General features: G+C 68.3%; 15 protein-coding genes and 2 pseudogenes. 5 read left to right on the forward strand and 12 right to left on the reverse strand.

Annotated elements, in window-relative coordinates; genetic code table 11:
• Positions 1-5 precede the first annotated feature (5 nt).
• A pseudogene (locus OG900_00200) lies at positions 6-221 on the forward strand (helicase associated domain-containing protein).
• 227 nt (positions 222-448) lie between these two features.
• Positions 449-1,510, forward strand: a complete 1,062-nt coding sequence (locus tag OG900_00205; protein ID WUH88700.1) for a hypothetical protein — start codon at positions 449-451, stop codon at positions 1,508-1,510.
• A gap of 304 nt (positions 1,511-1,814) precedes the next feature.
• Here the strand turns inward: OG900_00205 and OG900_00210 are convergent, their stop codons facing one another.
• The 7 genes from OG900_00210 to OG900_00240 form a co-directional block, all read right to left on the reverse strand.
• Positions 1,815-3,662, reverse strand: a complete 1,848-nt coding sequence (locus OG900_00210) for a hypothetical protein (GenBank protein ID WUH88701.1) — start codon at positions 3,660-3,662, stop codon at positions 1,815-1,817.
• Positions 3,659-4,141 (reverse strand): threonine transporter, encoded by a 483-nt coding sequence (locus OG900_00215; protein WUH88702.1) that lies wholly within the window; start codon positions 4,139-4,141, stop codon positions 3,659-3,661. The genes OG900_00210 and OG900_00215 overlap by 4 nt, the downstream gene beginning before the upstream one ends.
• The gene (locus OG900_00220; GenBank protein ID WUH88703.1) at positions 4,138-5,286 is read right to left on the reverse strand and encodes a hypothetical protein; all 1,149 of its coding nucleotides are present in this window, start codon (positions 5,284-5,286) and stop codon (positions 4,138-4,140) included. The genes OG900_00215 and OG900_00220 overlap by 4 nt, the downstream gene beginning before the upstream one ends.
• A 968-nt stretch (positions 5,287-6,254) precedes the next feature.
• Positions 6,255-7,493 carry an ATP-binding protein gene (locus OG900_00225; protein ID WUH88704.1) on the reverse strand — a complete coding sequence of 413 codons (1,239 nt, stop codon included), beginning with the start codon at positions 7,491-7,493 and terminating at the stop codon, positions 6,255-6,257.
• 479 nt (positions 7,494-7,972) lie between these two features.
• A complete protein-coding gene (locus OG900_00230; protein ID WUH88705.1) occupies positions 7,973-8,566 on the reverse strand; it encodes a 2'-5' RNA ligase family protein in 594 nt (197 codons plus the stop codon).
• 41 nt (positions 8,567-8,607) lie between these two features.
• Complete coding sequence (locus OG900_00235) at positions 8,608-9,861, reverse strand: IS256 family transposase (protein WUH88706.1); 1,254 nt, start codon at positions 9,859-9,861, stop codon at positions 8,608-8,610.
• 284 nt (positions 9,862-10,145) lie between these two features.
• On the reverse strand, positions 10,146-10,559 hold the full coding sequence (locus OG900_00240; GenBank protein WUH88707.1) for a hypothetical protein: 414 nt from the start codon (positions 10,557-10,559) through the stop codon (positions 10,146-10,148).
• Positions 10,560-11,475: 916 nt separating this feature from the next.
• On the opposite strand from OG900_00240, the gene OG900_00245 reads away from it, so the two are divergent.
• From OG900_00245 to OG900_00255, 3 genes are all read left to right on the forward strand, one after another.
• Complete coding sequence (locus OG900_00245) at positions 11,476-11,691, forward strand: hypothetical protein (protein ID WUH88708.1); 216 nt, start codon at positions 11,476-11,478, stop codon at positions 11,689-11,691.
• A 266-nt stretch (positions 11,692-11,957) separates the two neighbouring features.
• Positions 11,958-12,428, forward strand: a complete 471-nt coding sequence (locus OG900_00250; GenBank protein WUH88709.1) for a hypothetical protein — start codon at positions 11,958-11,960, stop codon at positions 12,426-12,428.
• Positions 12,429-12,433: 5 nt separating this feature from the next.
• On the forward strand, positions 12,434-13,117 hold the full coding sequence (locus OG900_00255; GenBank protein WUH88710.1) for a hypothetical protein: 684 nt from the start codon (positions 12,434-12,436) through the stop codon (positions 13,115-13,117).
• Positions 13,118-13,188: 71 nt separating this feature from the next.
• Here OG900_00255 and OG900_00260 read toward each other — a convergent pair.
• From OG900_00260 to OG900_00280, 5 genes and pseudogenes are all read right to left on the reverse strand, one after another.
• Positions 13,189-14,698, reverse strand: a pseudogene (locus OG900_00260) (ISL3 family transposase).
• A 171-nt stretch (positions 14,699-14,869) separates the two neighbouring features.
• Positions 14,870-15,520, reverse strand: coding sequence for a hypothetical protein (locus OG900_00265; GenBank protein ID WUH88711.1), 651 nt, complete (start codon positions 15,518-15,520; stop codon positions 14,870-14,872).
• A complete protein-coding gene (locus OG900_00270) occupies positions 15,468-21,722 on the reverse strand; it encodes an ATP-binding protein (GenBank protein ID WUH88712.1) in 6,255 nt (2,084 codons plus the stop codon). Before OG900_00270 ends, OG900_00265 begins: the two co-directional genes overlap by 53 nt.
• Before the next feature lie 230 nt (positions 21,723-21,952).
• Entirely contained in the window at positions 21,953-22,726 is a 774-nt protein-coding gene (locus OG900_00275) for an ATP-binding protein (protein WUH88713.1), read from the reverse strand.
• Complete coding sequence (locus OG900_00280) at positions 22,726-24,411, reverse strand: Mu transposase C-terminal domain-containing protein (GenBank protein WUH88714.1); 1,686 nt, start codon at positions 24,409-24,411, stop codon at positions 22,726-22,728. The genes OG900_00275 and OG900_00280 overlap by 1 nt, the downstream gene beginning before the upstream one ends.
• Positions 24,412-24,448 lie beyond the last annotated feature (37 nt).

The following is a 24,448-nucleotide window of genomic DNA, read 5'->3' on the forward strand; positions in this document are numbered from 1 at the left end:
TTATCAGACACGGCCTAGCGGCCCTCACGCAATGGGTGGAGCGGGAAGGCACCGACCGGCCCGTACCTCGCGGACACGGTGAACAGATCGCAGTCGACGGCGCGACAGAACCAGTGATCATCAAGCTCGGGGTGTGGATCTCCAACACCAAAAGCCGCCGCGACAGGCTCACTACGGAGCAGCGGGCAGCGCTCGCTGAGCTTGGCGTCGAATGGGCGTAGAACTCGGTGAGGGCCCGGCCACTCCGAGCGCCTGATCACCCTCACGCAAAACGTCGAAGGTGGGCAGACAGCATCCGGTCTCGCGCGGCCATGCCGAAAAGATCGGTCGACGGAGTGCCCTGCCGATCTTGGCGGAGCACTCCGCTTCTCCTTTTGGCTTCCCTTGCTGAAAAGGGATGTCCGAGGTGGGTCGTAGCGTTGAGCACAGGTACGTGGAGAGGCAAGAGATGAGCGCGAGTTCCATCCGATCCCAGCTCGAACGCAAAACCAAAGCGCGAGCTGATGCGGAAAAGAAGGTCGGCGAGTTCCGCACCAAAGAGGCCGCCAAGCGGACAAAGGCCACCAGCGAGCGGGCAGCCTCCGCGAAGGCCAGCAGTCCGACGACCGCCAAGAGCAGGCTGAGTGCTGCTGCCCGGTACGAGGACGACGCCAACAAGGCGGCTAAGGAGGCTGGCGCTTGGAGCACCACGGCGGCCAAGTACAGCAAGGAGGCAGCGGATTTGCAGGTGAAGCTCGCGAAGGCCGAGCAGAGCGAGCGTGACGCTGTGGAGAAGATCCGTAGGAGGGAGCAGGAGCAGGCCGAACGGCGTGCGGCAGCTGAGCGGCGGAGTTTCGAGAGCCGTCTGTCGACGACGGAGAGCCAGGTGCGAACGGCGTTGAGGGATCTGCGAGCGCCGAAACCGGAGCCGCTTCGGGTGCTGCTACTGGGCGCATCGTCCGAGGGTGATCTGCGGGTGGGCCGGGAGCAGGAGCGGATTCACGCAGCCGTGCGCAGCGCGACGCACCGGGATCTGGTGAAGCTGGAGGTGCACCCGGCCGCGACCGCGGATGTCCTTCTGAACGGGCTCACCCAGTTCCACCCGCACGTCGTCCACTTCTCCGGCCACAGCTCGGCTGACCTCATCGCATTCGAGCAGGACGTGGAGGAGCACCACAAGGGCGCCATCGTCACCAGCGGCGCATTTGCTCGGGCGATCGGGGCCGTAGACGAGCCGCCGCTGCTGGTCCTGCTGAACTCCTGCCGTTCCGCCCCGCAGGCCGAGAAGCTGATCGGCACCGTCCCTTTCGCGATCGGCATGTCCGACTCGATCGGCGATGTTGACGCGATGACGTACGCCGCCCGCTTCTACGCCGCCATCGCCGACGGCCAATCGGTCGAGGCAGCGCATCTTCTCAGCCAGGCCGCGATCGCGATGAACGGTCTCCCTGACTACGACCTGCCGACCCTGGTCTGTGCCCCCGACGTCGATGCGCGGGCAACGCGCCTTGTCACGCCGCCCCCGGCGTGACAAGGACAGCTGTCCCCCCGATGGGGCGGTCCGCCGGTCCTTCGGTGAACTGCCCTTGTGCCGGACAATCTCTGACCGCTCCCCCGCACGACGGACCCCGGGCCTGCTCAGGCCCGGGGTCTCGTGCTGCCGGCGGGCCAGCTGTTCTCACCCGGGCGCCCGCGAGGGCTGTAACGCGAAGGTGTAACGCACGCCAGTTCCCGCTGGGAAGGGCATTCTGGCAGGTCAGAGGTGAAACGCGGAATCCGCGTTGCACCCCCGTTTCACTGCCGATCCGCTGGGGGGCCTGCCGCACTGCTGAGATTCAGTCCGTAGGCGTCTGCTCTTGGGGCGGGAAGAAGCCGAGCCGCTCTGAGTCGTCGGCGCTGAAGGCGTAGATCCTTGCCTGTTCGGCGATGGCAGCGGGCGGTGTGCCGTTTTCGATGATGATGACTTGGCCGGGGGGGTTGTCGATCAGGTCTTGGTAGAAGTGCTCAACGACGTCGTGGGTCATCAGCTCTGGGTTGGCTTCGCGGTTTTCAGGCTGGCGGTAGGTGACCACGGGTGAGTCGAGCATGATGAATCCGGGGTGGATCAGGCCGCGTGTTGTGTTGCGGCGTGCCAGGGAAACGGTGAAGGCCGCGTGGATGATGGAGCGCATGCCCTGGCCCCGGCTCCCGCGGGGCCTTCCGTCGACTGAGACCTCTGCGGTGGTCGGGTTGTAGGTGACGCGGTTCTCTCCGGGGACATCCCATGCCTGGAGCGTCTGGTGGATCGCCTGCTCGAAGTCTGCGATGTCGGCGGCCGGGATGCCGTCGGCTCTAGCTGGCGGCGGGGCTGGCACGGCATCGGAGAGGGATGCCTTCATGTCTTCCATCTGCTCGATCTGCGCATGAATGGCCAGCTCCTGCTCCAGCCGTGATCGTGCCGCGATGACCTCGCTGGTGTCCGTAGCGAGTGGCTCCAGCTGCTCTTCGAGCGCGCACAGTTCACTGTCGATATGCGTGAGTTGCTCAGCGTGGGCGGCGCTTTCCGCGTTCAGGTCGGCGGCTTGAGCCTCAAGGTCTCCGGTCGTGCTGAGGAGGTCGCGGTGCAGCTCTGTGGTCTTGCGCTGTTCGGCGGCGACTGCTGCTGCCAGTTGCGTCGTCTCGGCCAGGTGATGACCCGGGTGCTGATGTTCTGGCTCTGCTCCGCAGAAGACGCAGGTCCCGGTCTGGAAGTAGCCGAGGAGGTTCCCGGCCTCTCCGACCATCCGCAGGCGTTCGAGGTCGGATTCGTACTGCTGGCGTAGCAGCGTGAACCGGGCCAGCAGCTCGCGCACTTCACTCGCGCGCTGCTGGGCAGCGCTACCGCTGGCTTCCAGGTCTCGGCGGCGGCGCACGAGCGTGGAACGGGACGTGATGAGCTGACTGGTTCGCGACGTGACGGCGTCCAGAGACGATTGCAGGCGGGTCAGCTGTTCGCGCAGCTCGGACTGGTTCGCGGCGATGGTGAGCTTGCTGCGGTTGTCATTGATCAGGCGGTCGAGGATCGCGACCTGGCCTTTGCCGATCTTCTTTTCCTCGCGGGTGGGCGCGGTGGGGCCGGCTGGTTCGTCCGTCCCGGTGAGCAGGAGCTTGAGGACGGACTTCTCACCGGTCTCGTTCTGTGGCATGCCCGTGGTGAGAGTCGGGGGGCGCTCGGCGCCCATCCGGGTGACGTCGATGACGGACAGTCGGACCAGATCTCGGTAGCTGAGTAGCCGCACTTTCCCGAGCGAGTTCCGGAGGATCTTAAGTCCGTCGATGCCCAGCGTCTTGAGGAGGTAGCGGGAGATATTGCCCTGAGAATTGGGGTTGTGCTTGAAACTGAGGGTGGCGTCGGCTGGCCCTGCGGTAAGCGTGCGCACATCGTGGTTGTACACGTCGATAGTGCTGTCTTCGAGACCCCGGGAGAGGGTCATGACCCGGCCGTCGTCGACGCGCAGGCCGAGCAGGATCCGGCTGTAGCCCTTGCTCTCCGGGATGGGCTTGAGTTCACCGGCACCGAGCATGTAGTCCACGGACTTCTCGATATACGACTTACCCGTGTCGGAACCGCCGTAGACGACTGTCAGGCCCGGGTCGAACTCCACGGCCGCTGGCGTCTTCCCCATGCCGAGGAACGTCAGGTGTACCAGCGTCAGTCTGTTCACGGCACGTCCCTTTCGGCTGTCTGAGGGGTGTCTGCGGCGAGGCTGTCGAACCAGCGCTGGGTGATCTGCTTCATGCCGTCGCGGACGTCCGATTCTTCGTGCATGTAGGTGCTGACCAGCCAGGCGGCGCGCTCTGTCAGCAGCCCGAGGTACGGGGCTTCCAGGACGTGGAGGAAACTGGCGGCCTCTTCGGTGGCCCCGTAGAGGAAGCCATCGCTGGTGGCGGTCATGTCGGCCAGGCCGGCCCGCATGAGGACGACCAGTCCTTGTTCGATGAGGCGCCGGCGCATTCCGAGCTCGCCGGGGCCGATGGGCAAGTCGGGGTGGAGGCTGGGCGGACCGTCCGCGAGGTCTCCGCTGTGGAGCATGGCGTGGTCGAGGTAGACGAGCTGGGCGACGTCCAGGCGGCGGGGGAAGGTCTCGGACAGCAGAACCAGGGCCCGGATGCCGACCTCCAGGGAGCTGTTCAGAGGATTCATGTGGACTCCTCTTTGCACCAGGTCAGCGTCAGCTTGTCGTCGTTCTCGTTCGCCAGATGGTGGCACAGGCCTTTGAGGTCGATGACTTTCACGACGGAGCTGAGGATGTTGTGGGGGTTGGGCTTGTGGGCTGCGGCGGCGTCCATGACGGCGTCCAGGCGGTGCTGTCCGCTGGCGTAGTCGCGGTCTTCGATGTCGACCACGGCGTCGTACAGGTCCTTCTCGATCGCCTTGTAGGTCTCCTCGGGGACGCTCTCGCGGGCGAAGACCCGCAGCGACTCCGCGTGGAAGAACGCCTCCCGGTGGCGGGCCATCTTCCGGTTGACCGCTTGGTGATCGCGGACCTGGACAAGTGTTTGTAGGCTGAGGCCGTACGTCTGGTTGTAGACGTCCAGAAGTTTTTGCACGTAAACGGCTTCATCGGCCCTCTGCTCGGCCGGCGCCGGGGCGGCGGCCGGTCGGGGCGGGAGCGGCTTCGGGAAGCGACGAACATGGTGCGGGGTCGTCGCATGCAGCTCGAGGATGTTCTCGATGTCCGCGGCCTCGAACATCGAGAAGTCCGTCTGGCGGGCGAGGTCTCCGACTGCTAGCCGCACGGCCGGGTCAAGATCAGCCCCGAGTTTAGAGTCGGCCTTGTCCCAGGCGTCGAGGAAGTCCTGCCTCAACTTTGGAGGGTTGAGGAGGCGGCGATCAAGGATCGGCCCGATCTTCGGCGCGACGAAGACGTACCGCGTGGGCAGCTCGTACTCGCCCAGCACCTTCGCCGTGAAGATCTTGACCATCTCAGGCCATGCATCGCTCTGCGTCAGCGCCTTGGTGTAGTGCTTGCACTGGTAGCAGTGCCACTCGCCGGCCACACCCTGCACGGTGAGGCACGCTGCGACGTCTGCTCCTCGATCGCCCGCACCGCCCATCCTCTTCACTCGAAGGTACGAACGCCCGTTCCACGTGCCGAAGGCCCGGACCCACTCGACGGTGAAGTCCTCCCAGTCATCGGCCTTGTAGACGTGGGCCAAGAGTTGCTGCGGGGTGAACGCCGGAGCGCCCTGTGGAACCGTGACGACCACCGGAGGCGAGGCCGGCTCTGAAATGCCTTCGAAGACCGGTCTCGCGCCATCACAGCCGGGCTCGAGCTCCCCCGCCACACTTCACCGCCCCCGGCACCGAACCATCCCGCAAGATCACGCAAGTCCTATCATCTCGACTCGCTCAGCGTGAAGACCGGAGAACTCATTGTTCACCCATGTGGGTGAGAGGCGCGGCGTCCAGGCGGTCCAGCCGTTCGTAGGAACGCGGAGCAAACGGACGCGATCCTGGGCCCAGCGCAGGGCGCCTTCGAGCGCCGTGGACAGTAGAGCGGCCGTCTCGCAGGATGACGTCGACAGGCGCCTGCTGGCCGCTGTCGGCCGACAGCTGGTTGGCAGCGAGGCGCCGGACGACGGTGGCGACCGCGCGGGCGTGCCTGGTCGGCAGGAGCGCTAACTCCGCCGTCGCACCTCTGCAGGGTGTCCGGGCCGGTCCACCACCGTCGCAGCCCAGTCCCGCGCCGCCTGCCCGAGGGTGCGCGGGGTCCACTACGGCGGGCTGCGGGGCAGGCCGCCACGACGCGAACTGGTGCCGCTTCCCCGAGGCGCCCTGTCCGCAGTCCTGATCACACCCTCCATCACCAAGGGCTGAGGACAAGGAGAGGGCACAGAGGGGATGTCAGCGCCCCGAAGCGGCGGTATAGACATCGCTACCCCAGGTCAGGGACCCTTTTCGAAGCGGCCCTTGACAGAACGGTGTGCCCAGGCCGTTGCCTACTCGGTTCCGCGCCTAGTTGCACAGTCCGTTGCCCAGCCGGTTACCGAACGGCACCGGGCAAAAGTCCGGGAAACTCCGGCCGCACCGGCCGCCGGCTGCCGGTCGGCCTGCCGGGGGCGGTCGGACTGCTGCGGCGCCCGGCCAGCTCAGGTGACCCGGTCGGCAGGCGCGGCCTCCAGGCGGTCCAGGCGTTCTAGAGAGCACGCACCAGGCGGGCGCGAAAACGCCCCGAGTCCGCGCCCTGCGCCATCTGCCGACCCGACCGGCCGCTGGGCACCACCGCCGCATAACTGCTCCGGGCTTGGTGGCCTTATGCGCCCAACGGGTTTGCTGGGACGGAGTGGAGCTGCTCCAGGATCTTCTCCATACCGAGCAGCCCGGCGTCCAGGCTGATCTGCTGGAGCCAGCTGTCGATGAGGGCCTGGCGCTCCGCCGGGTCTCGCTGGTCGACGCCGGGGTCGGCCAGCAGGCTCGCCCCGCGAGAGGTGCCTGCGTCCAGGATCGAGGTCAGGCCGTTGCCCGCGAGCAGCTTGGGCACGTCCGTGCTGCTTTTGAAGTCCAGGCCAATCGGCTGGGGCACTACCAAGGGGTCGATCCCCGCGAGGACGGCGAGCGCGGCGGTGGCTGGTTCGTCGACCAGCGAGGCTGCCAGGGCGTCGACCAGTTCGTACAGTTGGGCCACGGAAAGGCGCAGGCTACCCGGCTGACTCGAGGTCGTGTGGCTGATGCGTACGAAGACCTCCAGGGTGACCTGCAGGTGCGAGACGGCAGCGCCGTAGGCAGCCGGCAGGTCGACCTTGGCTATGGCCTCCAGCGGGAAGGGCGCCCCTCCCCCCGGGCCGCCCTGCCACAGCAGGCGAACGTTGCGGGCCCGGTTAAAGCCGGAGCGGTGGAACGGGTTCAGGCCCCCGTCTCCCATTGATGAGCACCAGTGGAGCATGGCCCGGTGCAGGGGAGAGGAGTTCAGGGCATCAGCAAGTGCCTGCACACCGCGCTCGGACAGCGGGCTCCAGGTGGCGGAGGCGTCGACCGGCACGAACATGCCCGTACGCACGACGAAGTCGGCTGCCTCCTGCCCGTCGTCACCGCGGGGAAGCTCCGCCGGCGGAAGCCGCATTCCGGTGGCCACCGTCTGGGGTGCGGCCTCGTTGACCAGCTGCGTCAAGCGCGACAGGTCCGCGACCGCGTTGCGTCCGTGAAGGCGGATCGGGGCCGCCCCACTGATCAGCAGCGGGCGCGGCGCTTTGGCGGGGTCGACGCGGACGACCAGGACCATCAGGCCGTCAGTGCCGGGCAGGGCGACGGGGATGATCTCCGGCTCCCACGGCGGTTCCAGTTTCTGGTGGCAGGCGTTGACGATCTGGACGATCGTCGGCTCCGGGACGCCCGTGATCCGGTCGGGCACGTTGCGTTCGGTAACGCCGACCAGGATGAGCCCGCCGTAGCTGTTGGCCATCGCCGCGACCGAGTCGGGGATCTTCTGGGCGTAGCTCTCCTTGTACTCCAAGGTCAAGCTCTCCGGCTGGCCGATGGCGACCAGCTCACGCACACGCTCCAGCGTCACATCGTCAGCGCGGCAGGCGAACAGGGAAGCAGTAGAGGTCACGCGGGCCGCCTGTCCGGCGGATGAACACGGTTGAAGGATTTCACCCGGCCACGCTAGCGAAGCAGGCCGTACCCACGTGCAGATCCGCCTACACAGCTAGAACAGTCAGCAAGGCCGGCTCCAGGTCCTGCCCGCTGCCGTCGGCTTCCGCGCCCCAGCCGCCCTCTGCGAGCCCGTCGACGGCCAGCCCTACGACCAGGTGCCCACCGAGCAGTACGACGTCACCCCAGCCTGCAAGATCGAAGGGGCGTACTTTGGAGCCCAGTGTGGCCCGGCCCGCACCGCACCCCCGGCCCCGCCCCGGCACCGTCTGCCGACCCAACCGGCCTGGCGAACCGCAGCCCCGTGCTCTGACCGCATTGGTTCAAAGGCGTTTCTGCTCTATGCCGGAGCGTGGTGTCTGCCGCCGGTCGGAGCAATTGTCAAGAGTTGTGGATTGACACGCTGCCGGGTTGGCGAGGTGGGGTATTGCTCGATGCGCCGAGCATCGGAAAGTTCGCGTGACACCGCCAGCATTGACCGTCGCTCACGAACAGGCTCACCGACGAAATCGTCGCGGTGACGGGCAACCGGTCGGCCAGTTCCGCCTCCACCTCGCCGAAGATCCGGGATGGCTGCCCATGGGCGACGGTCAGGTGCGGGATGACCTCGGCAAACTGTCCCCCGTAGGGCGGCGCCTCCGGCCATCGTGTGGTAATGGACTCGGTCAGCGCGCGAAGCGGCTGGTCTGGGGTCGGCGCCAGGTAGAGCACGTCAGGGAAGCGGCCAGACTCGTCGAACCGGACCGTGAAGGAGTCATGCCCGGCGATCAGGGTCGTGAGATCACCGATGACCGCGGCACTGATGAGATCGACGTCGAGGAACGGGAAGAGCACCGTCACGTGGGCGGGAATCCCGGCCGCTGCGGAGGCGTCGAATCGCCGACGCCAGTTCTCAACCAGTGGTTCGGCTTCCGCCACCGTGGCAAGCAAGGCGGTCTGACCTGCTCGGTAACGTCCTGACTCTTCTTGGGACACGGTTGGATGTTCTCGGACGGCTTCCGTTCGCGCCACCGGTTTCAGGCAGCGTTGACCTCCTCGCACTCGACCAGGACACCGTTCTCGCACCTCGCCCCGGAGCGGACCAGAGCAACAAGCTGAGCCCCGGTGATCGCCCGCCAGCGAGCCTGGGCCGACTCCACCAGCTTGAACACCATCGCCAGGGCTGCGGCCGGGCTGCCCGCGCCGCGAGTGACCTTCGTGCGGAGCTTGACCGTCGAGAACGTCGACTCGATCGGGTTCGTGGTCCGAAGGTGGATCCAGTGCTCGGCCGGGAAGTCGTAGAACGCCAGCAGCTCGTCCTGGTCATCGGTGATCTTCGCGAGGGCCTTGGGGAACTTGGCGCCGTAGGTCTTCGCGAACGCCTCGATCGCCTTCTCCGCGTGGGTGCGGCTCTCGGCGTTGTAGATCTCCTGCATCGCCTTCGTGGCGCCCGGCTGTGCGGACTTCGGCAGGCAGTTCGTGACGTTGCGGGCTTTGTGAACCCAACATCTTTGCTGCCGGGCAGCGGGAAACACCTCGGCCAGTGCCCGCCACAAGCCCATGGCACCGTCGCCGACCACCAGCTCGGGGTCACGCATTCCGCGTCGCCGGCAGTGGCGCAGCAGGTCGGCCCACGACTCGGTGGACTCGCGTAGGCCCTCTGCCAGCGCGATCAGCTCCTTGGTGCCGTCCAGGCGCACCCCGAGCAGGACCAGGACGCACGAGTGCGTCTGGCCGAGACGGACCTTCGGGTGCACCCCGTCGGCCCACACGTAGACGAAGTCCCGGTCGGACAAGTCCCGGTCCTGGAAGGCGGCGTGGTCCTCGCCCCACTGTTTCGTCAGCCTGGTGACGGTCGCCGGCGACAGACCGGCAGCGCCGCCGAGGAACTGCTCCAGCGCGGGCACGAAGTCTCCGGACGACAGCCCGTGCAGATAGAGCAGGGGCAGCACCTCCGAGATCTTCGGGGACTTGCGGCACCACGGCGCCAGGATCTTCGACGAGAACCGCTTGCGCTCGCCGGTGGCCTCGTCCACGCGGCGGTCGTTCACCCGGGGCGCGGTGACCTCGACCGGACCTGCCGCGGTGACCACGGTGCGGGGCCGGTGATGGCCGTTGCGGACCACCAGGCGCCGCCCGTGATCGTCGGTCTCGGCGGCCAACTCGGCTATGTACTGGTTGACTTCCGCTTCCAGCGCGGCGGCCAGCATGCGGCGGGCGCCCTCGCGGACGATCTCGTCGATCAGGGAGCCGGATTGGGTGGAGCCCTCGTCGGTGACTACGCTCAGCACGGGCATGCCTTCCCGACCCGCGCTACGAACGCGGGCCTACTCGGAGACCATCACAGGATCATCGGGAAGGTACGCCCTCCGCATACCCTCTCGGGCTGATCCACAAGTCCTGAGCATTGCTCGCGTCCGGCAACTGCTGCGCGATGGCATCAGCGACTTCCGGCGTGCAGACGATCTCAACGCCGACGTGCCGGTAGCCGGGGTCGTCTTCCTCTTCTTCTGTGACTGAGCGCCTCAGTTGGCCAGTGAGCGTCTCAGTTGGCCGCACGAAGAACGATCAGCTTTCACGAAGGCGGAGGACCAGACGGGCCCCGTGGGCTCACTCGACTCCGGGGCCGACGGCTCCCGCGCAGCGTTTCAGCCACCAAAGCAATGCGTTCAAGAAGCGCTGCGTTGAGCGCGGTGCGGAGCTGCTTGACCTGCTCCAACTGGTGGTTGATGGCTGACTCGTCTTCGGCGACGCACGGAACGCCAGCCGAGTGGTTGAGGATCTGTTGGCGGATCTTCTGCTGGGCGTCCAGAAGCTCGTCGAAGATCTGGGCGGAGAGGCGGTTCACCTCCTCGCCCACATCCGCCATCACGGCGTAGCTCACCTCCACGTTCTTCAGGGTTGCCTGGCTAGCCTCTTGGTCGAACGCTTCGAGTTGGACTTCAACCCCGGCGCTGAGGCTCTGCTGAGTACGGAGCAGCACGTCCATCCGAGCCCATCCCGTGGTGCGCAGAGACATCAGCTGAGTGATCACCGTGTTGCTGATCAGCTCCGCGCGAGACCAAGACGCTTCCTCCCTCTGGTGCCGACGCTGAACCATCGCCACCCAGATGGCAGCACCCGCGCCAATGGCTGCACCACCCAACCCACTAGCCAGCGACACGAGCGCTGAAGAATCCGCCATTGGGAGAAGCTCCCCAGCCTGAGCCTGTGGGGAACGCACCTGCTCGAAATCACTGTGGCTGAGCAGTGCGCCCGTATCGAGGCCGCGAAGCTGCGACCGCCGAGACCGAGCAGCTCACAGGATCCTGAGAGGTGGGGCAGGTCAAGACGTCACCCGATCGTGCACCAGACCCGATCGCCAACGACCAGGTACTTCAATCGGTACGAGGGTGCTGTGCGCCAGTCGACTGGCGCACAGCACCCTCGTCAGTCGCGGGTCCGGTGGTCCAGGGCGTTGCCAGAGGCTCGGTGGTGGGCGGACTGGTGAAGGCGGTCTGGATGAGGCTGCGCAGGATCTCGGACTTCTCCACCCGGCGACCGTTCCGGCGACGCGGGCGGGGTCGCCTTGGTGCGCCGTCGTACCGTCGCACAATTCCTACGGTCTGCCGTCGTGCCGTCAGCGGCGCTTTGATGAGGTATTTCGGGTGCCAGCCTGTGGTCGACGCGGTGGAGCCTGCTGCTCGCCTCCGCTCCCGGCGCCCTGACTCTGCTCCTGAGCACGGTGATTCCGCAGGACAGCCGGGATCGCCTGGAATTGTGGCGCGAGTGGCTGCGCCGCCGAAGCCGCGAACCCGCCGGCCCGACACAGCCTCCCCTCCCCCACGAACACCCCACACCCCTTCCGGCAGATGATCCGGCAGCAGGCGACACGGGCGGCACGGGCGGCACGGGATGATGAGCGCGTGACCGAGGAAGGCACCGCTCCCATCACCGCTCGGGTGACGTTCGGCACCAAGAAGCAGCTCACCGGCATGCGGTTGCTGTTCAAGACCGAGCGGGCCAGGGCAGGGGCACTGTCGGCGACACCGCAGTGGGACTGGGAATCTTCCCGGCCGAAAGGCCGCCGTGAAACGCGCGCAGTGGACGATGCACCGCGCGCACCTGCGCCAGACCGGTGAGCTGACCGGCGCCCTCGACGCCCGCGTGGCGTCCGGCGTGTAAGCCGAACAGGTGCTGTCCGCGTGCTGGAACACCAGCGCCGACGCCATCGGGCGCCTGCAGGGCTGGCCGCGCCGTCGACGATCGGTGTGCCAGGCGTGCTGGCCGGGCCGACCGCTGCGCAGCGAGGGCAGAAGCGCCTGCGCTTCGCGGCTGGAGCCGGCGCTGACGGGGGGAAATGTGCGAGTTGGCCTCATGCTCGTGACGCCGTGCCTAGCATCGAGGCATGACCTGGGTGGGCGCGGCGTGGTGGGGGCTGTTCGGTGGCTTCGCCGTCGAGGCGCTGGAATTCTGGACGGCCGTACGCCGCCATCACCTGTGGCCTTGGGAGAATCCGGGTGGCGGGCCGACGCTGGGACCCCTGGCCTACGCCACCGCCACCGCCCTGCGGCTCGTCGTCGGGACCGGTGTGGCGGTCGCAGCGCGCACATCCGGGCACAGTGCCACCGCCTGGGTAGCGATGATCGTCGGGGCCGGGACGCCTTCGCTGCTGGAAAGAGTGACAGCGTTCATCCCCTTGGCCGTTCAGGCCAGCGTCACCGCGCTCACCGCCACCACCCCGCGCCTGGGAGAGAGCGCCCAGGCCGCATTCCTCGTCCGGCCCCCGGACCCTAGCTCCACTGAGAACGGCCGCCCCGGCATGACGCCCCCGGACGGCCAGAGCAATGTGTCCGACGGTGAAGGCCAGGGGGAGTGACGGCCGTGCGCGCTGAATCCCTGGCCGGCCGGGTCGTGGCCATCGTCTCGCGCCGTGCTCCAGCGTTCCAGCCGCCTGCAGGCGAACGGACCGGCCTGGCCTGGGCCGTGCGGGCGGCATTGCCGGGCACGCGCCGCCCGGAGGGGGCCGAGGCCGCCACTACGTCCGATGCGCCCCATGCGGTCCCGGTAGCCGATCCTCTCGTGACGGTCGACCCGTCGCGCTGGAGTCAGGTCCAGGCCGCCTCCCTCGCCACCAGCCGCATGCGGTCCGCCAGGATCATGCCGTCCCTCGTCGGGCTCGTCGCCGCGTTTCTCCTGGCCGCGGGCGGCTTCGCGCTGACGACGCTGCATCCCGGCGAGGTCTCGGCGCCGACCGGGCCACGTCCGTCGCCCACCGCGACCCTCGAACCTCAGCAGACAGTCCAGCGGTACTTCCAGGCAATCAACGCCAAGGACTACCGGACAGCCTGGGACCTGGGCGGCCGCAACCTCGACCCGAGCTACAGCAGCTTCATCGCAGGCTTCGCAACCACAGCGACAACCTCCGTCACCGTCCAGTCCGTCACAGGTCACGTCGTCGCCGTGCAGCTGAGCACTCAGGACAAAGACGGCAGCACGCACGAGTACCACGGCACCTACACCGTCGACGACGGCGTGATCACGGCAGGCCACCTGGAGGCCGAGTAGGTGTACTGCCCTGTGGGGGTCTGTCCAGCGAGTGGCTCTGTTCCGTAGTCGGTGGTGACGGTCGGTGGCAGTCATTGGAGCAGGATGCGGTGACGGAGGAGGTCGAATCCTGCTCGGCCGTGCATCTGCCGCATGATCTTCTTTGTTCGGGTGTTGAGGCCTTCGGTGCGGCCGTTGTTCCAGGGCAGGGTGAGGCCGGCGTTGACGGCGGCGCGGTCGAGTTCGAGGCCGTTGCAGAAGCTGTGCAGGTGGGGCAGGTTGGCGCCGCGGGCTTGGGCGATCCATCCGGTGAGCTTGGAGTCGTTGCCCTCGGGCGGGTGTCAGGAGGGCGGCGAATTCGCGGATGAGGGCGGTGAGCTGGGTCATCTCGGGGCAGGCCGCCGTGAGGAGGGCGAGCAGGTCGGTGTCCTTGGTCCACAGGTGTTCGGGGTGGGTGAGCAGGAGCCGGGCGAGGTGCGGGGGGTTGTCACGGGGCGGTCGCCTTCGGCGCGGCCTTGGTTGAGGTAGCGGACCAGCAGGTTGGCGCTGCCGGTGTAGCCCAGCTCCCTGATCTCGTGGAGGAGGTGGGTGACGGGGACGGCCGGGGTCTCGGACCGGCGTCGGCGCAGGTGGTCGCGGTAGGGGTCGACCAGGGTTGGTCGGTAGCGGGGGGCGATGTGGTCGGCGGACGGTTCGGGGCTGCGGGCGTATCGCTTGACGGTGTTCAGGGCGATGCCCAGTCTGCGGGCGCATTCGAGCAGGCCGACGCCCTGGCCGAGGAGGGCGTGGACTTTGTGCCGGCGCTCGCGGGTGGTCTGCTCGCGGACGCCGCCGGGACGGGGCGGGTTGACGGTGGCCCAGCAAGGGGCGTGGGCACGGACTTCGGCCAGGATCTTGTCGCACAGGTTTTTCCACTGGTGCCATCGGTCGCTGACCTGCACCGCATTCGGTAGTGCCCGGCGGATCGCCTCGGCGTAGGTGGCCGAGCCGTCCCGGCACACGGCCTCGACCTCGTACTTCCCACGGAGCCATGCCTCCAATGTGGCGGCGGCCTCGCGGTCGGGCAGGACATCGACGCGCTCCCCGGTCTCAGCGTCGATGATGACCGTGGCGTATCGGTGGCGGCGGCGCAGGGCGAAGTCGTCGACCCCGATCACCCGTGGGACGCGCACTGTCGGCGGCGGGATGCCTCGAAGCAGCCGCAAGGCGGTGGCATAGGACACCGGCGTGGCCAGGAACCGCGCTAGGCGCGAAGCCGCCCGGCCGCATAACTCCTTGACCACCTCCGAGACCTGGCCGGTCAGACGCGTGGTGCGGCGCTGCAGACGCTCCAGCAGCCCAGGGACCTGCTCGCGGAAGGTCTGCCGACGGCAGCCCAGGACTGGACAGACCAGGCGTCGCACCTGGACATCGATGACGACCTGCCGGCCGTCGACCGGCAAATCTGCAACCGTCCGGCCGTGGTAGCCGTGCACCTTGCCCGTCGGGACCCCCACACATCGGGCAGGGGAAGGGAACATTCGGGGTCCGTGCGACGACCCGGATCACCTCATCGTCATCCGCCACATCCTCGATGACCAGAGCAGAAAGCCCTGAAAACACCATTGCTACAGGGGAGTTGGCATCTCGCATACAACGTCAACGACGCCCGTCACCAACCGTCACCACCGACTACGGAACAGAGCCACTCGCTGACAGACCCCTCTGTCCCCCAAAAAAGCCCACCTGGGACACCAGACCAGAGCCACCAAACCCCTCAAGATCGCTACTCCGTCACAAATGCGGCTTGGTCGGCGTGTCCTTGGCGTCATCCGCGAGCAGTGAGCTGACAGTCTCGCGATATCTGTCCGCCAGGTCCACGGCGCGATGGACCTGTGGTACCGGACCGGTCGGCCCGTCCGGGCGGGGGTCCGCGTCGGCAGGTTGCTTCGTCCTGGGTGCTTCGGCGGAGGCGCCTGCGCGGTCGTCACGGCCCGCATAGAGCGCCAGCAGCGCGTGCTCGTCGACGTCGAGCAGCTGTCCGTAGGACTTGAGCCAGTCCTGTTCGGCGTCGACTGGTTCGCCTGCAGTCCCCTCGTCGGCCAGTGCCGCAAGGACTTGGTGGTGGAGTCGCTGAAGTGCAGAGAGCCTGCTGCCTTGCTGGAATCCGAAAGCAGGTTCGTCGATGTTGTTCAGGATCTCCGCCATTCGCCTAGCTCCCGGCGGCGGCCACCCGTTCGGCCAGGCGGTGCGGTGCGCCCACAGGTCGAGGATGGCACGGCGGCACTGCTCGGCCGCGTGGGCGGCCTCCTCTGCCGTTCCGGCCGTCTGTGCATGGTCGGCCGTGGTGATGAGGTCGGCGATGTGGTGGGCGAGCCACCTTGTGAGGGTGTCACTGGTTGCGGTGGCGTCCATTTCGTGGAGGATCTTCTCGCCGAGCTTCATCAGGTCGGTGTTGGAGAGTATCGACCCGCCCGGCTCCGTCGACGAGGTAGAGCCTGCTTCGCTGGGTCCGTGCCTTTGCGGGGCCGTCCGGTCTGAGGTCAATCTGTACCTCCACGATGAGCTGCACGCCGGTGGCGGCGAGGAATCCGAGCAGGTGCTGGCGGACGACGGTGGTGCGGTAGCCCGAGGACTGGACTCGCTGGATACGGTGGCGCGCGTCGAAGTCCTCGTCGGACCACAGCGTGGTCCGTGCCAGGCGGCGTCCCGTCGGATCGAGCAGGGTGTCTCCGGTGGAGGCGACGGTGCACGCGGCCCACTGCCGGAACTCGTCGCCTGGCAGGGGGAGTTCCCAGGCCAGTCCGCGGGCTTGGTGATCGAGCCCGTCAAGGCTCTCGCGCTCGTAGGTGCCCGCGGCAAGCCAGCCGCGCAGCCGGAACGGCCCGTGGTCGACCTCGGCTTCCGTGTCACTCTGCATCGGCAGTCTCCACGACCAGATGTCCTTCGCGGCCTGGAGGGCTCGCTGGAGCGCTCGTGCGTGGGCCGGGCCGACGAGTGCCGATCTGATCGAGACGGTGCCGCGTTCGTCGGGATGGGCGACGTCGGTGCTCGCCGCGACGCACACGTGTTCCGCAAGGGCGCCTTCTGTCAGGCCGAGCAGGGCGTCGAAGTCGGCGGGCCGGGTGCCGGGCCACTTGTCTAGCGGCCGGGTGCCGAACAGGGCGGGCTCTGCCGGGATCGAGGAGCGCAGGTCGGCGCGCCAGGCGGTGGCGGACACGGGGAGATGCCCGGAGAGCCAGTACATCCACGGGTCGTGCTCGTCCTCGTCGTACCTGCCCATACTCACCGGGGTTGCGCAGTCCACCAGTTCGCCAGCGGCGAGCATCATGGCGTGGTACTCCATGTAGAGGTGGAGGCTCTCCTCCGGCGGGATGGACCCGTGACGGTGCATCATGCGTCCGGCGGTCTCCTCGTCGCGCAGTTCCCGGATGTCGGCCATCCAGTCGTCCCTGGAGAGCTGCCACTCCTCGACGATCCACCGTTCGGCCCGTTCGCTAACCTCCGCGATGTCCACGCCGAAGACCCGGGCCAGGGGCGTGAACCAGTACGGCAGCGTGTCGGTGGCATCGAAGGCGTAGCGGGCGCCGGGCCGGTTGCGGTTCTCGTCTCCGAGGGGGCGGTGTCGGCCTCGGGGTGTGTGGCAGGCGGTGGGGCGGTTCGCCCAGGCGAGGTCGCCGGTGTCGTATCCGGGGGTAGCTGCGGCGAGGGTGAGCGCGGTGGTCCGGGCGAGTTCCCTGATCTGGGCGTGCGGGAGGGTGCGATCGGTGGCGGTCGCGGCGATCAACGGCAGGTGGCGAGCCAGAACGGCAGGGTTGTCGTCGGCCACTCGTTGTAGGACGGTGAGCAGCCACACACGGGCCGACAGCCAGTAGAAGCGAAGATCGTGGCTGCGGAAGGCTCCGGCGGTGGTGCTGTGCAGGCATGGGGCCAAGCGGTCGGCGAGGGCCGGGGACAGGGGGCTGTGGGTGTCGAGAAGCAGGCCGCGGGCGGCGTGGGCGGCCTGCCAGCGGACAGCCTTGCGTTGATGTCCGAACGCGCTCCACAGCAGCGAGCCGATGACGTCGGCCGGCGTGGTCGTCGGCGGCAGGCTCGGGCCGGGTGGCGTTGCGGCGGGGACCAAGGTGCGGAGTTCACGGGCGGCGGCGTCGGCCGCCTCGTGCGGTTCGGCGAGTTCGGCGAAGACCAGGGCCAGGTTGAGCATGTGTTCGGCCGTGAGGTGTGGCCGGTGCTCGTGGATCGCGGCCAGGAGGTCGCCGCGGAGGGTCTGTGTCGTGGCGAAGGCGTTGAGCGCTGCCAGCAATAGGCCCGGTACGGCGCCGTGGGTGAGCTCCGGCAGGTGGCGGTTCAGGATGCCGGGCAGTGCCTGGGCGGCCCAGGTCCGCACGCCGGCCCCTGCCTGCCAGGTGCGGATGAGTTCGGCGATCGCCATCAGGACGGCGCAGGCGTCGATCTCGTGGTTGCCCATCAGGGCGAGCGTGGCGTCGAGGGCTTGGAGGCGCTCCTGGGGTGGGGTGTTGTGCACGGTTGCGGCGATGAGCTCCGCCAGTTCCTGGCGGTCGGGGTAGGTCTGGAGGAGACCGTCGAGAAAGGCGCTGTCGGCGAGCCGCCTCCATGCGGGTGCGCCGACGGCGGGTGCCTTGGCCTGGCGCATGCGGCTCGCGAAGGCCTGCCGGCGGCGCTGGGAAAACTCGTCATCGGTCCGGAACGGCATGACCGGATCGAGCATGGCGTGCAGTTCGCTGTCGGTGACGCGGTTGTCCTGCGCCCAGTCGAGCAGGTCCTGGGCGAGGCCGGGCTGTTGCACCGCGGGCACGCTGGAGCGCAGCCATCGGGCGGTGCGTCGCAGTTCCCTGCGGGCCAAGCTGATCCGCTGGGCGTCCCTGGGCAGGGCGTCGAGAAGGGTCAGGGTTGTTGCGGTCCGCTGTTCGGGGTCGTCGATCAGGTGCTGCAGGTAAGAGGCGTCCTGGGGGGTGAGGAATCCGGTGGCGACGGATGCGGTGATCAGCGGGGTGACGGCGTCCGCAAGGGCGTGGCGCGTTTCGTCGTCCCAGCGGCTCGCGGCCGCGAAGGCGGTGGCCGGGCTGAGGGCGGCGGCTGCGTGCAGCAGGTTCTGATAGGGGACGGCGTCCTCGTCCGCGGCATGGTCGGCTGCGGCCTCCCCTGCCACGAGGAGTCGCTCGGCGAGGTCGGTCGCCTGCTGCTCGGAGCAAGCAGGGGTGCCTCGGACCGCAAGGCGGGCGTGTGCGCTCAGCAGGCGGGCACCGTTGTCGTCGATCCCTGCGGCGGCTTCCGTCGCACGGGCGAAGTACATCTCACCGAGGTGCGGTGACACCTGCCCGGCATACTGGGCGCAAGTGGCGAGGAGGTCGACGCGGCCCACCGCGGTGTGCTGGTGTTCCTGGGCGTGGATGGCTGCCCGTTCGCACAGGTCTGCGGCGAGGGCCGGGTCGGTGTTGCGGCTGTTCAGGGTGGCGGCCATGTCGAGCCACAGCCAGGGGGCTTGGCCGTGGACGAGGACCGGGCCGCGGTCGGCGAGGTCGTGGAGCAAACCGGGGTCGCTGGTGTGCGTGCCGGCTGCGAGGATCGCCTCGGTGGCCAGCAGTGCCCACGCCCGGTACGTCTTCGCGCCGCGGAACCAGCGGTGGGCGACGCTGTCGTCCTGCCGCCGGAGTTCCTCCGCAATGGCGGACGGGAGGGCGTCGGCGCCCTCGGCGAGGAGCGCCTGTGCCCGGAGCATGCACATGCGCAGCAGCGGGGTGGCGTGGTCCAGCCATTGCCGCCGGTTGTAGGAGTGGCGGTCGCTGCCGGTGCGGTCATTGGGGTCCGTTCGGAGGTGACTGGGCAGACAGGCGGTGATGTCCGGGTCGCGGCCGTCGAGGACAGCGAGCAGGGCGTGCTGGCGCAGTGCCAGAACGGTGCCCGCCTCCGAATGCCGCATTTCGGACGGAAAGTCGTAGGTGGGACGGAGCCAGTGCTCGGTGAGGCGCCGGGCAAGGGTGCGGTCGCCGTGCTGGGCGGCGCTCTCGCACAGTTGGACCTGCCAGGCGGAGGCCTCTGCAGCTGGTCTGTCCAGGCATGCCTGGACGCATCCGTCGATCCAGGCCCTGTCCGAGGCGTCGAGTCGGTCGCTCAGATGCGCGATGAAGGGGGCGTGGTAAAGCGGCGGGATGTTCAGGGATGCGAGGTCGACCCGTGCCTGCCGCGGAGTGGTGGAAGGGGCGGTCGTGAGGGCGAGGGCTGCCACGGTGTCGAGCAGGTCGGCGGGGCTGGTCCAACGCCTGAGCCAGTGGGCCGCAGCCCCGGGGCCTGACAGCAGGTAGTGGGCGTACGCGCCGGCGGCGAGGTCTTCGGGTTCCAGGGACCAGCCCCAGGTTTCGTGGGAGGGCAGGTCCGTTCGGCGCTGCAGCCATGCTTCGGCGTTGCGCAGGTGTTCGCGGGCCTGCGCGTGCGTGGCGTTGTCGTGGGCGAGAACGACTGCGGCGCGCATGTGGGCCGGGCCGAGCCACGGCTGCGAGGTGTCGCGTACCAGGCGGCGTGCGAGGGTCGGGCGGTTACTGTAGCGAGCGGCGAGACCTGGCCGGGTGCGCAGCAGTTCCGTCAGCGCGGTGGTGGAGAACGTGGCCGTGCAGGCTCGGATGACAAGCCGTGCAGCCTGTACGCCAGTGCTGTTGTCGGCTGCTGCCCGCAGGGCGAGGTCGAGACGGCGGTCGCGGACATCGAGGCGGTCGAAACCGTCCGGGATGCCGGCGGGCGCGGGCTCGTCGAGGACGAGGTCGATGGTTTCGTCCCCGCGGCCGGCGTCGTAGAGGTGGTCTGCAACGTGCGTGGCCGCGTCGGGATCTGTGGCGCGCGTTGCCAGGAACAGGTCGGCGAGGCGGTGGTGGGCCTCGCGAAGGTCGTCGTCGGTGAGCACGCCCATGACGTACGCCTCGAAGTCCTCGTCCCGGAAGGCAATGGTTTCGCCCTCGAGGGTGACACCGGGCTGCAGGCCGTAGGCGAAGGCGGTGATCTGGGCGGTGGTGACGTTAAGGGCCTGCGCGAGCGGTTCGATCCGCACGGGGCGGGACAGGGCAGCCAGGAGCGCGAGCCATCGGAGGCCGCCCGCGTCGGTGCCCGTGGTCTGGAGTGCCGAATTGACCAGGTCTTCGAAGAGGTGATCCGGAGTGGTGCGGCACTGGGCGAGGATGCCGGGGATCCCGTCGCCTTGGGCCGTAGCAACGCTGAGCGCGTAGAACTGGGTCCGGGGATTTCCTGCGGTCGCCCCGTGGAAGAGCGCCGCTTCGGCGTCGGTGGCGCCGGGCGCATAGCGGCGCAGGTGCGCGCCGGACAGGGAGAGGTCGAAGGGGCGCAGCGTGACGGTCGCGGTGGTGCCTTCGGCGAGTTGGGAGATGCGGTGCGAGCGGGCGGTGAGGATCAGGCTCGTCCGGTCGGGCAGGCCCAGGTCGCGCAGCCCCGGCAGGAAGCCTCGCTCCCGCTTACGTTCGGCGGCGGTGGCGGCGTTGTCCACGGCATCGACGACCAGGACGAGACGACCGGTCTCGGGGAGCGTGTCGACGGCCTGCTGGAGCGTGCGGGTGAACTGCTCCCACAGGTCTTCCTCATCGCGGGGTGCTTCCAGGAGCAGCGGGGTTCCGCAGGTTTTCGCCAGGTCGTTAGTGACCTGGGTGATGAACCTGCGCGGGCTGTGGCGGCCCTGCCCGGACTGGAGGTAGCCGCCGGCGCCGAAACAGTCGTACATCACAACGACCGAGCCGGGCGGCAGGCTGTCCTGGAGCTGGGTCATGGTGGTGGACTTGCCGGCTCCGGCGCCGCCGTGGACGAGGACCCGCGCGCCGGGTGCGGCGAGGGCCGCGGCTGCGATCTCGTGGGCGCTGGGCGCGGGCAGCGGGTCGTCGACCTCGGCCAGCATCGGCGGGGCCGGGTAGAGGGTCTGGGCTCCGGGGACGCCGAGGGCGGCCAGGACGTCCGCGCGGCGGATGCCGGGCCGGTGGGCGAGGTCAGGAAGGGCGTGCCGCCGGATGAGGTCGAACAGCTTCAGCGCGGAGGTGTCTGGCTGGTCCGGGGAGTGGGCGGACATCGCGGCGCGGACAGCGAGCTCAAGGCTTACGCGGCCCTGCTGTCCGCAGTCCGAGAGGTCCAGCACCGTCAGGAAGTCGCAGAAGCCGCCGCTGCCCAGGTCGCCCTTCAGGCTCTGGTAGAGCGTGTTGATGACCGTGCGGTCCTGGTCGGTGAGCGCGCTGAGCAGAGCAGCCGCCCGGAGGGTCCCCCGGGTGGCGGCGATGGCCTTCTTGGCTGCTTCGACCGCCCGCGCCAGCCGGGCGTCGACCGGTTGGTTACTGACCAGCTGGATGGTCAGGACACGCAGTGCGTAGTCTCGGCCGTGGGCCTTGGCGAACTTGGTCCAGACGTCGGCGAGGTCGCGAATGATCGCGCGGGCGGTGCCGGTCGGTTTGCCGGTCACCGAGCTGGTGCGTTGCTTGATTTGGCACAGCCGCGACGCCGTCCACGCTTTGTCGGGGCGGGTGGTGCTGTGCTTGAGCTGGGAGATGACGAGCGCGGTGGCCGTCGTGGCGTCCTCGCCGCCGAAGTACTCGGCGACATCGGCTGCCTCATAGGTGTCATCGGGATCATCGACGTGCACCAAGCCCTCGACCGTAAGCACGCGTAGCGTGCTCGCCGGGTCGATCAGGGCCAGGGCCCGCCTAGAGGCCCACCAGAAGTGGTAGTCGTCACCGGCGTTGGACGGTCGTGCTCCCGTGATGTCCCCTCCTCAGTCACCGGGAATTGTTTCAGATCGCGCCTGCACCCGTCGGGTAGCCGAATCGATGAGCAAGCCTGGCGAAGGCGTGAGCCGGCGTTGTGGCCACAGCAGCTCTACTCCGGCCCGTCGAAGCCGTTCATCTTGCGCAGGAGCCAGAGCACTAGCTCGAGGCTGTAGGTGAGTTCGGGGTTTTCCTCCAGCGCCCGTTTGAGTTCGTCGGTGAGCCCGGCCCATGCCCGGAAGTTGCCGTGGCAGCCGGCGTCGTCGATCACCGGGATGTCCGCGGCAGGGGCCGCGCCCCAGACGGGGTGGAACTTGTACACGGCCTCGAGGACTTCGCCAGGTGTGAGGGGGGTGAACTTGGTCCACAGCTTGATGCGGCTCTTCCAGGCGGCCCGGGCGAGCATCTTTCGGCGGAAGTCGTGAGCGCCGACCAGGACGATGGACAGGTGGAGGTCCCGTCTGTCGTACAGGGCGCGCAGGTAGTCCAGGCTGCGGTTGTCGAGTCGCTGGGCCTCATCGCACAGCAGGGTGTGGGGCCGTTGGGCGAGGACGGCGAGGATGGCTGCGTCGCGGGCGGCGTCGCTGGTCAGGTCGCCGGGGACGTTGAGGCCGGTGGCGAGGGCGTGCCGGAAGGCTTTGATGCCAGTGCCCAGGGGTTGGACGGGCACGGTGGCGTCTGGGGCGAGGTCGTGCAGGGTGACGCCGACGGTGAGTGTCTTGCCGGTGCCGTAGTCGCCGTATACGCACATGACTTTGTGCCCTTGGATGGCTGTGGTCAGGTCTTTTTGAGTGCGGAGGGTGGCCTGGGTGGGCACGAGGCTGGCGCCGGGGACTTTCAGGTAGGCCGCCAGGTCGAAAGATGGTGCGGCGGGGGCTTCGGGCATCAGTGGTCGCTCTCTGGGTCGGCTGCGGGCGGCTCGGACGTTGCGCCCCAGGAGACGGTCGGGGGCGGCAGGGGCAGGAAAGGCTCGGCCGGGTACTGCCGCGGCGGCTTCGGTGCCTGTCCGGTCGGTGCGGCGGTGGCCCAGATCGGCGTCGGGACGGGAAGTGGCAGAAGGTCGTCCTGCGGGGCGGGGCCGGCTGTGGGTTCGGGTTCGCCGAGTTCGTGCAGGTGCTGCTTGGCCTGGTCGTGGGACATCGCCTGGGCGTACTGGGGGTGCTGGGGGTCGGTGACGGGGGCGTGGCGCTCGACGCGGAGTTTCTCGGCGCGGTCACGCTTGCGGCGGATCTGTGTGGCTTTGCGGTCGGCGGCCTGGCGTACCTCGAGGCGCTGTTGCGGGGTTGCCTGGTTGGTGGCGATGGCGGAGCCGAGGTGCTTGCCGGTGGTCGCGTCGTACAGTTCGACTTCACGGTCCTGGTTGGGCATGTGCCGCAGCATGACCAGCGTGCCGGCCAACCCGTCGTCGTTCATCCAGGGCGCGATGTAGCGGTTGTTTTTCCAGCTGACGCCCTTGTTCGTGATCTTCCGTGGCTTGTCGGGACCGGCGAGGGTGTAGGTGTGGAGGGCTTCTGCGTCGATGTCGAAGATGACGGTGAGGTCGTCGTCCCATGCCTGTGCCGGTGTGCGGTCGCCCAGGTGGGGTTTGGGCCACCGGTGGTTCCATTCGTCGATCCATCGCTCCACCTTGGCCACGAAGTCCTTGAAAGACATCAGGCCGTCGGTGCTGGCGGGCTTCTTCGATCCGCTGGGCCGGGCTCGGGGCTGCTTGCTGGGCGGGGCGTCTTCGACAAAGCCGGGCAGGCCCTGGAAGAGGTTCGACTTGACGGCACTGTTGAGGCCCTCGACGGTTCCCTTGCGGTCGGGTCTGCGGGGTGGCAGCGGGTGCAGGGGAACACCGAGGTTGCCGAAGGCCTGGCTGACGGCAGTGCTGAGGAAGTCCGCGCCGCGGTCGATGCGGACGGTCTGGGGCCGGCCTCCGAAGGGGCCGTAGGGGCCGCCGCGGGCCAGGGCGGCACGTGCGGCGGCCATGATCGAGCCGCTGTTGGGAAACCCCGGGGTGATGGATTTACCGGGAACTACCTTGGTGGAGCCGTCGATGAACCAGGTGATCCACGGCTTGGCGGGCTGTCCGTCGACGTTGACCCACACGCTCGCCTGGACGTGGTCGCCTTCCCAGACCTGGTTGCGGTGGTCGAAGATCTCCTGGCCGTGGACGGTGTAGCGGCGTGCCGCGCACTCGCCGTGGCGCAGTCCCTCGAGGAATGCTTTGTCGAGGGCGGCGTTGACGGCGCTGTAGAAGGTGGCCAGGCACGGCAGCGGAGGGTCACCTTTGTGGGGGTGGGTGGTCAGGCGCTGCCAGGTGGCGTTGATGTTTCCGCGCTGGATGGCGACTTCGTCGATCATGTTGGCGGTGAGGGTGAAGCGTTTGCGCTGGGCGGGGGTGTAGGTGCCGCCGTGGGCGCGGGCGTTGTCCATCCACCGTTTCACGGTCTTTTCGTCGACGCCGTAGGCCTTGGCGACGATCTTGCGGTGGGGTGTGGTGTCGATGTTCTGCTGTTCCAGTTCCAGCAGGTGCCGGACGGATTCGGTGCGCAGTTCGATGTCCTGCGCGGGGATGTGTGCGGGCATGCGGGGTAGCTCCTGCGCGGGCTGGGCCAGGGGCGGG

Source organism: Streptomyces sp. NBC_00433, assembly GCA_036015235.1.
Lineage (GTDB): Bacteria > Actinomycetota > Actinomycetes > Streptomycetales > Streptomycetaceae > Actinacidiphila.

What these genes read in the sequence shown, in the direction of transcription:
- OG900_00275 (WUH88713.1), bottom strand. Translation starts at nt 22,726, where the DNA reads ATGCCCGAAGCCCCCGCCGCACCATCTTTCGACCTGGCGGCCTACCTG.
- OG900_00265 (WUH88711.1), bottom strand. Translation starts at nt 15,520, where the DNA reads ATGAAGCTCGGCGAGAAGATCCTCCACGAAATGGACGCCACCGCAACC.
- OG900_00205 (WUH88700.1), top strand. Translation starts at nt 449, where the DNA reads ATGAGCGCGAGTTCCATCCGATCCCAGCTCGAACGCAAAACCAAAGCG.
- OG900_00215 (WUH88702.1), bottom strand. Translation starts at nt 4,141, where the DNA reads ATGAATCCTCTGAACAGCTCCCTGGAGGTCGGCATCCGGGCCCTGGTT.
- OG900_00250 (WUH88709.1), top strand. Translation starts at nt 11,958, where the DNA reads ATGACCTGGGTGGGCGCGGCGTGGTGGGGGCTGTTCGGTGGCTTCGCC.
- OG900_00280 (WUH88714.1), bottom strand. Translation starts at nt 24,411, where the DNA reads ATGCCCGCACACATCCCCGCGCAGGACATCGAACTGCGCACCGAATCC.
- OG900_00240 (WUH88707.1), bottom strand. Translation starts at nt 10,559, where the DNA reads ATGGACGTGCTGCTCCGTACTCAGCAGAGCCTCAGCGCCGGGGTTGAA.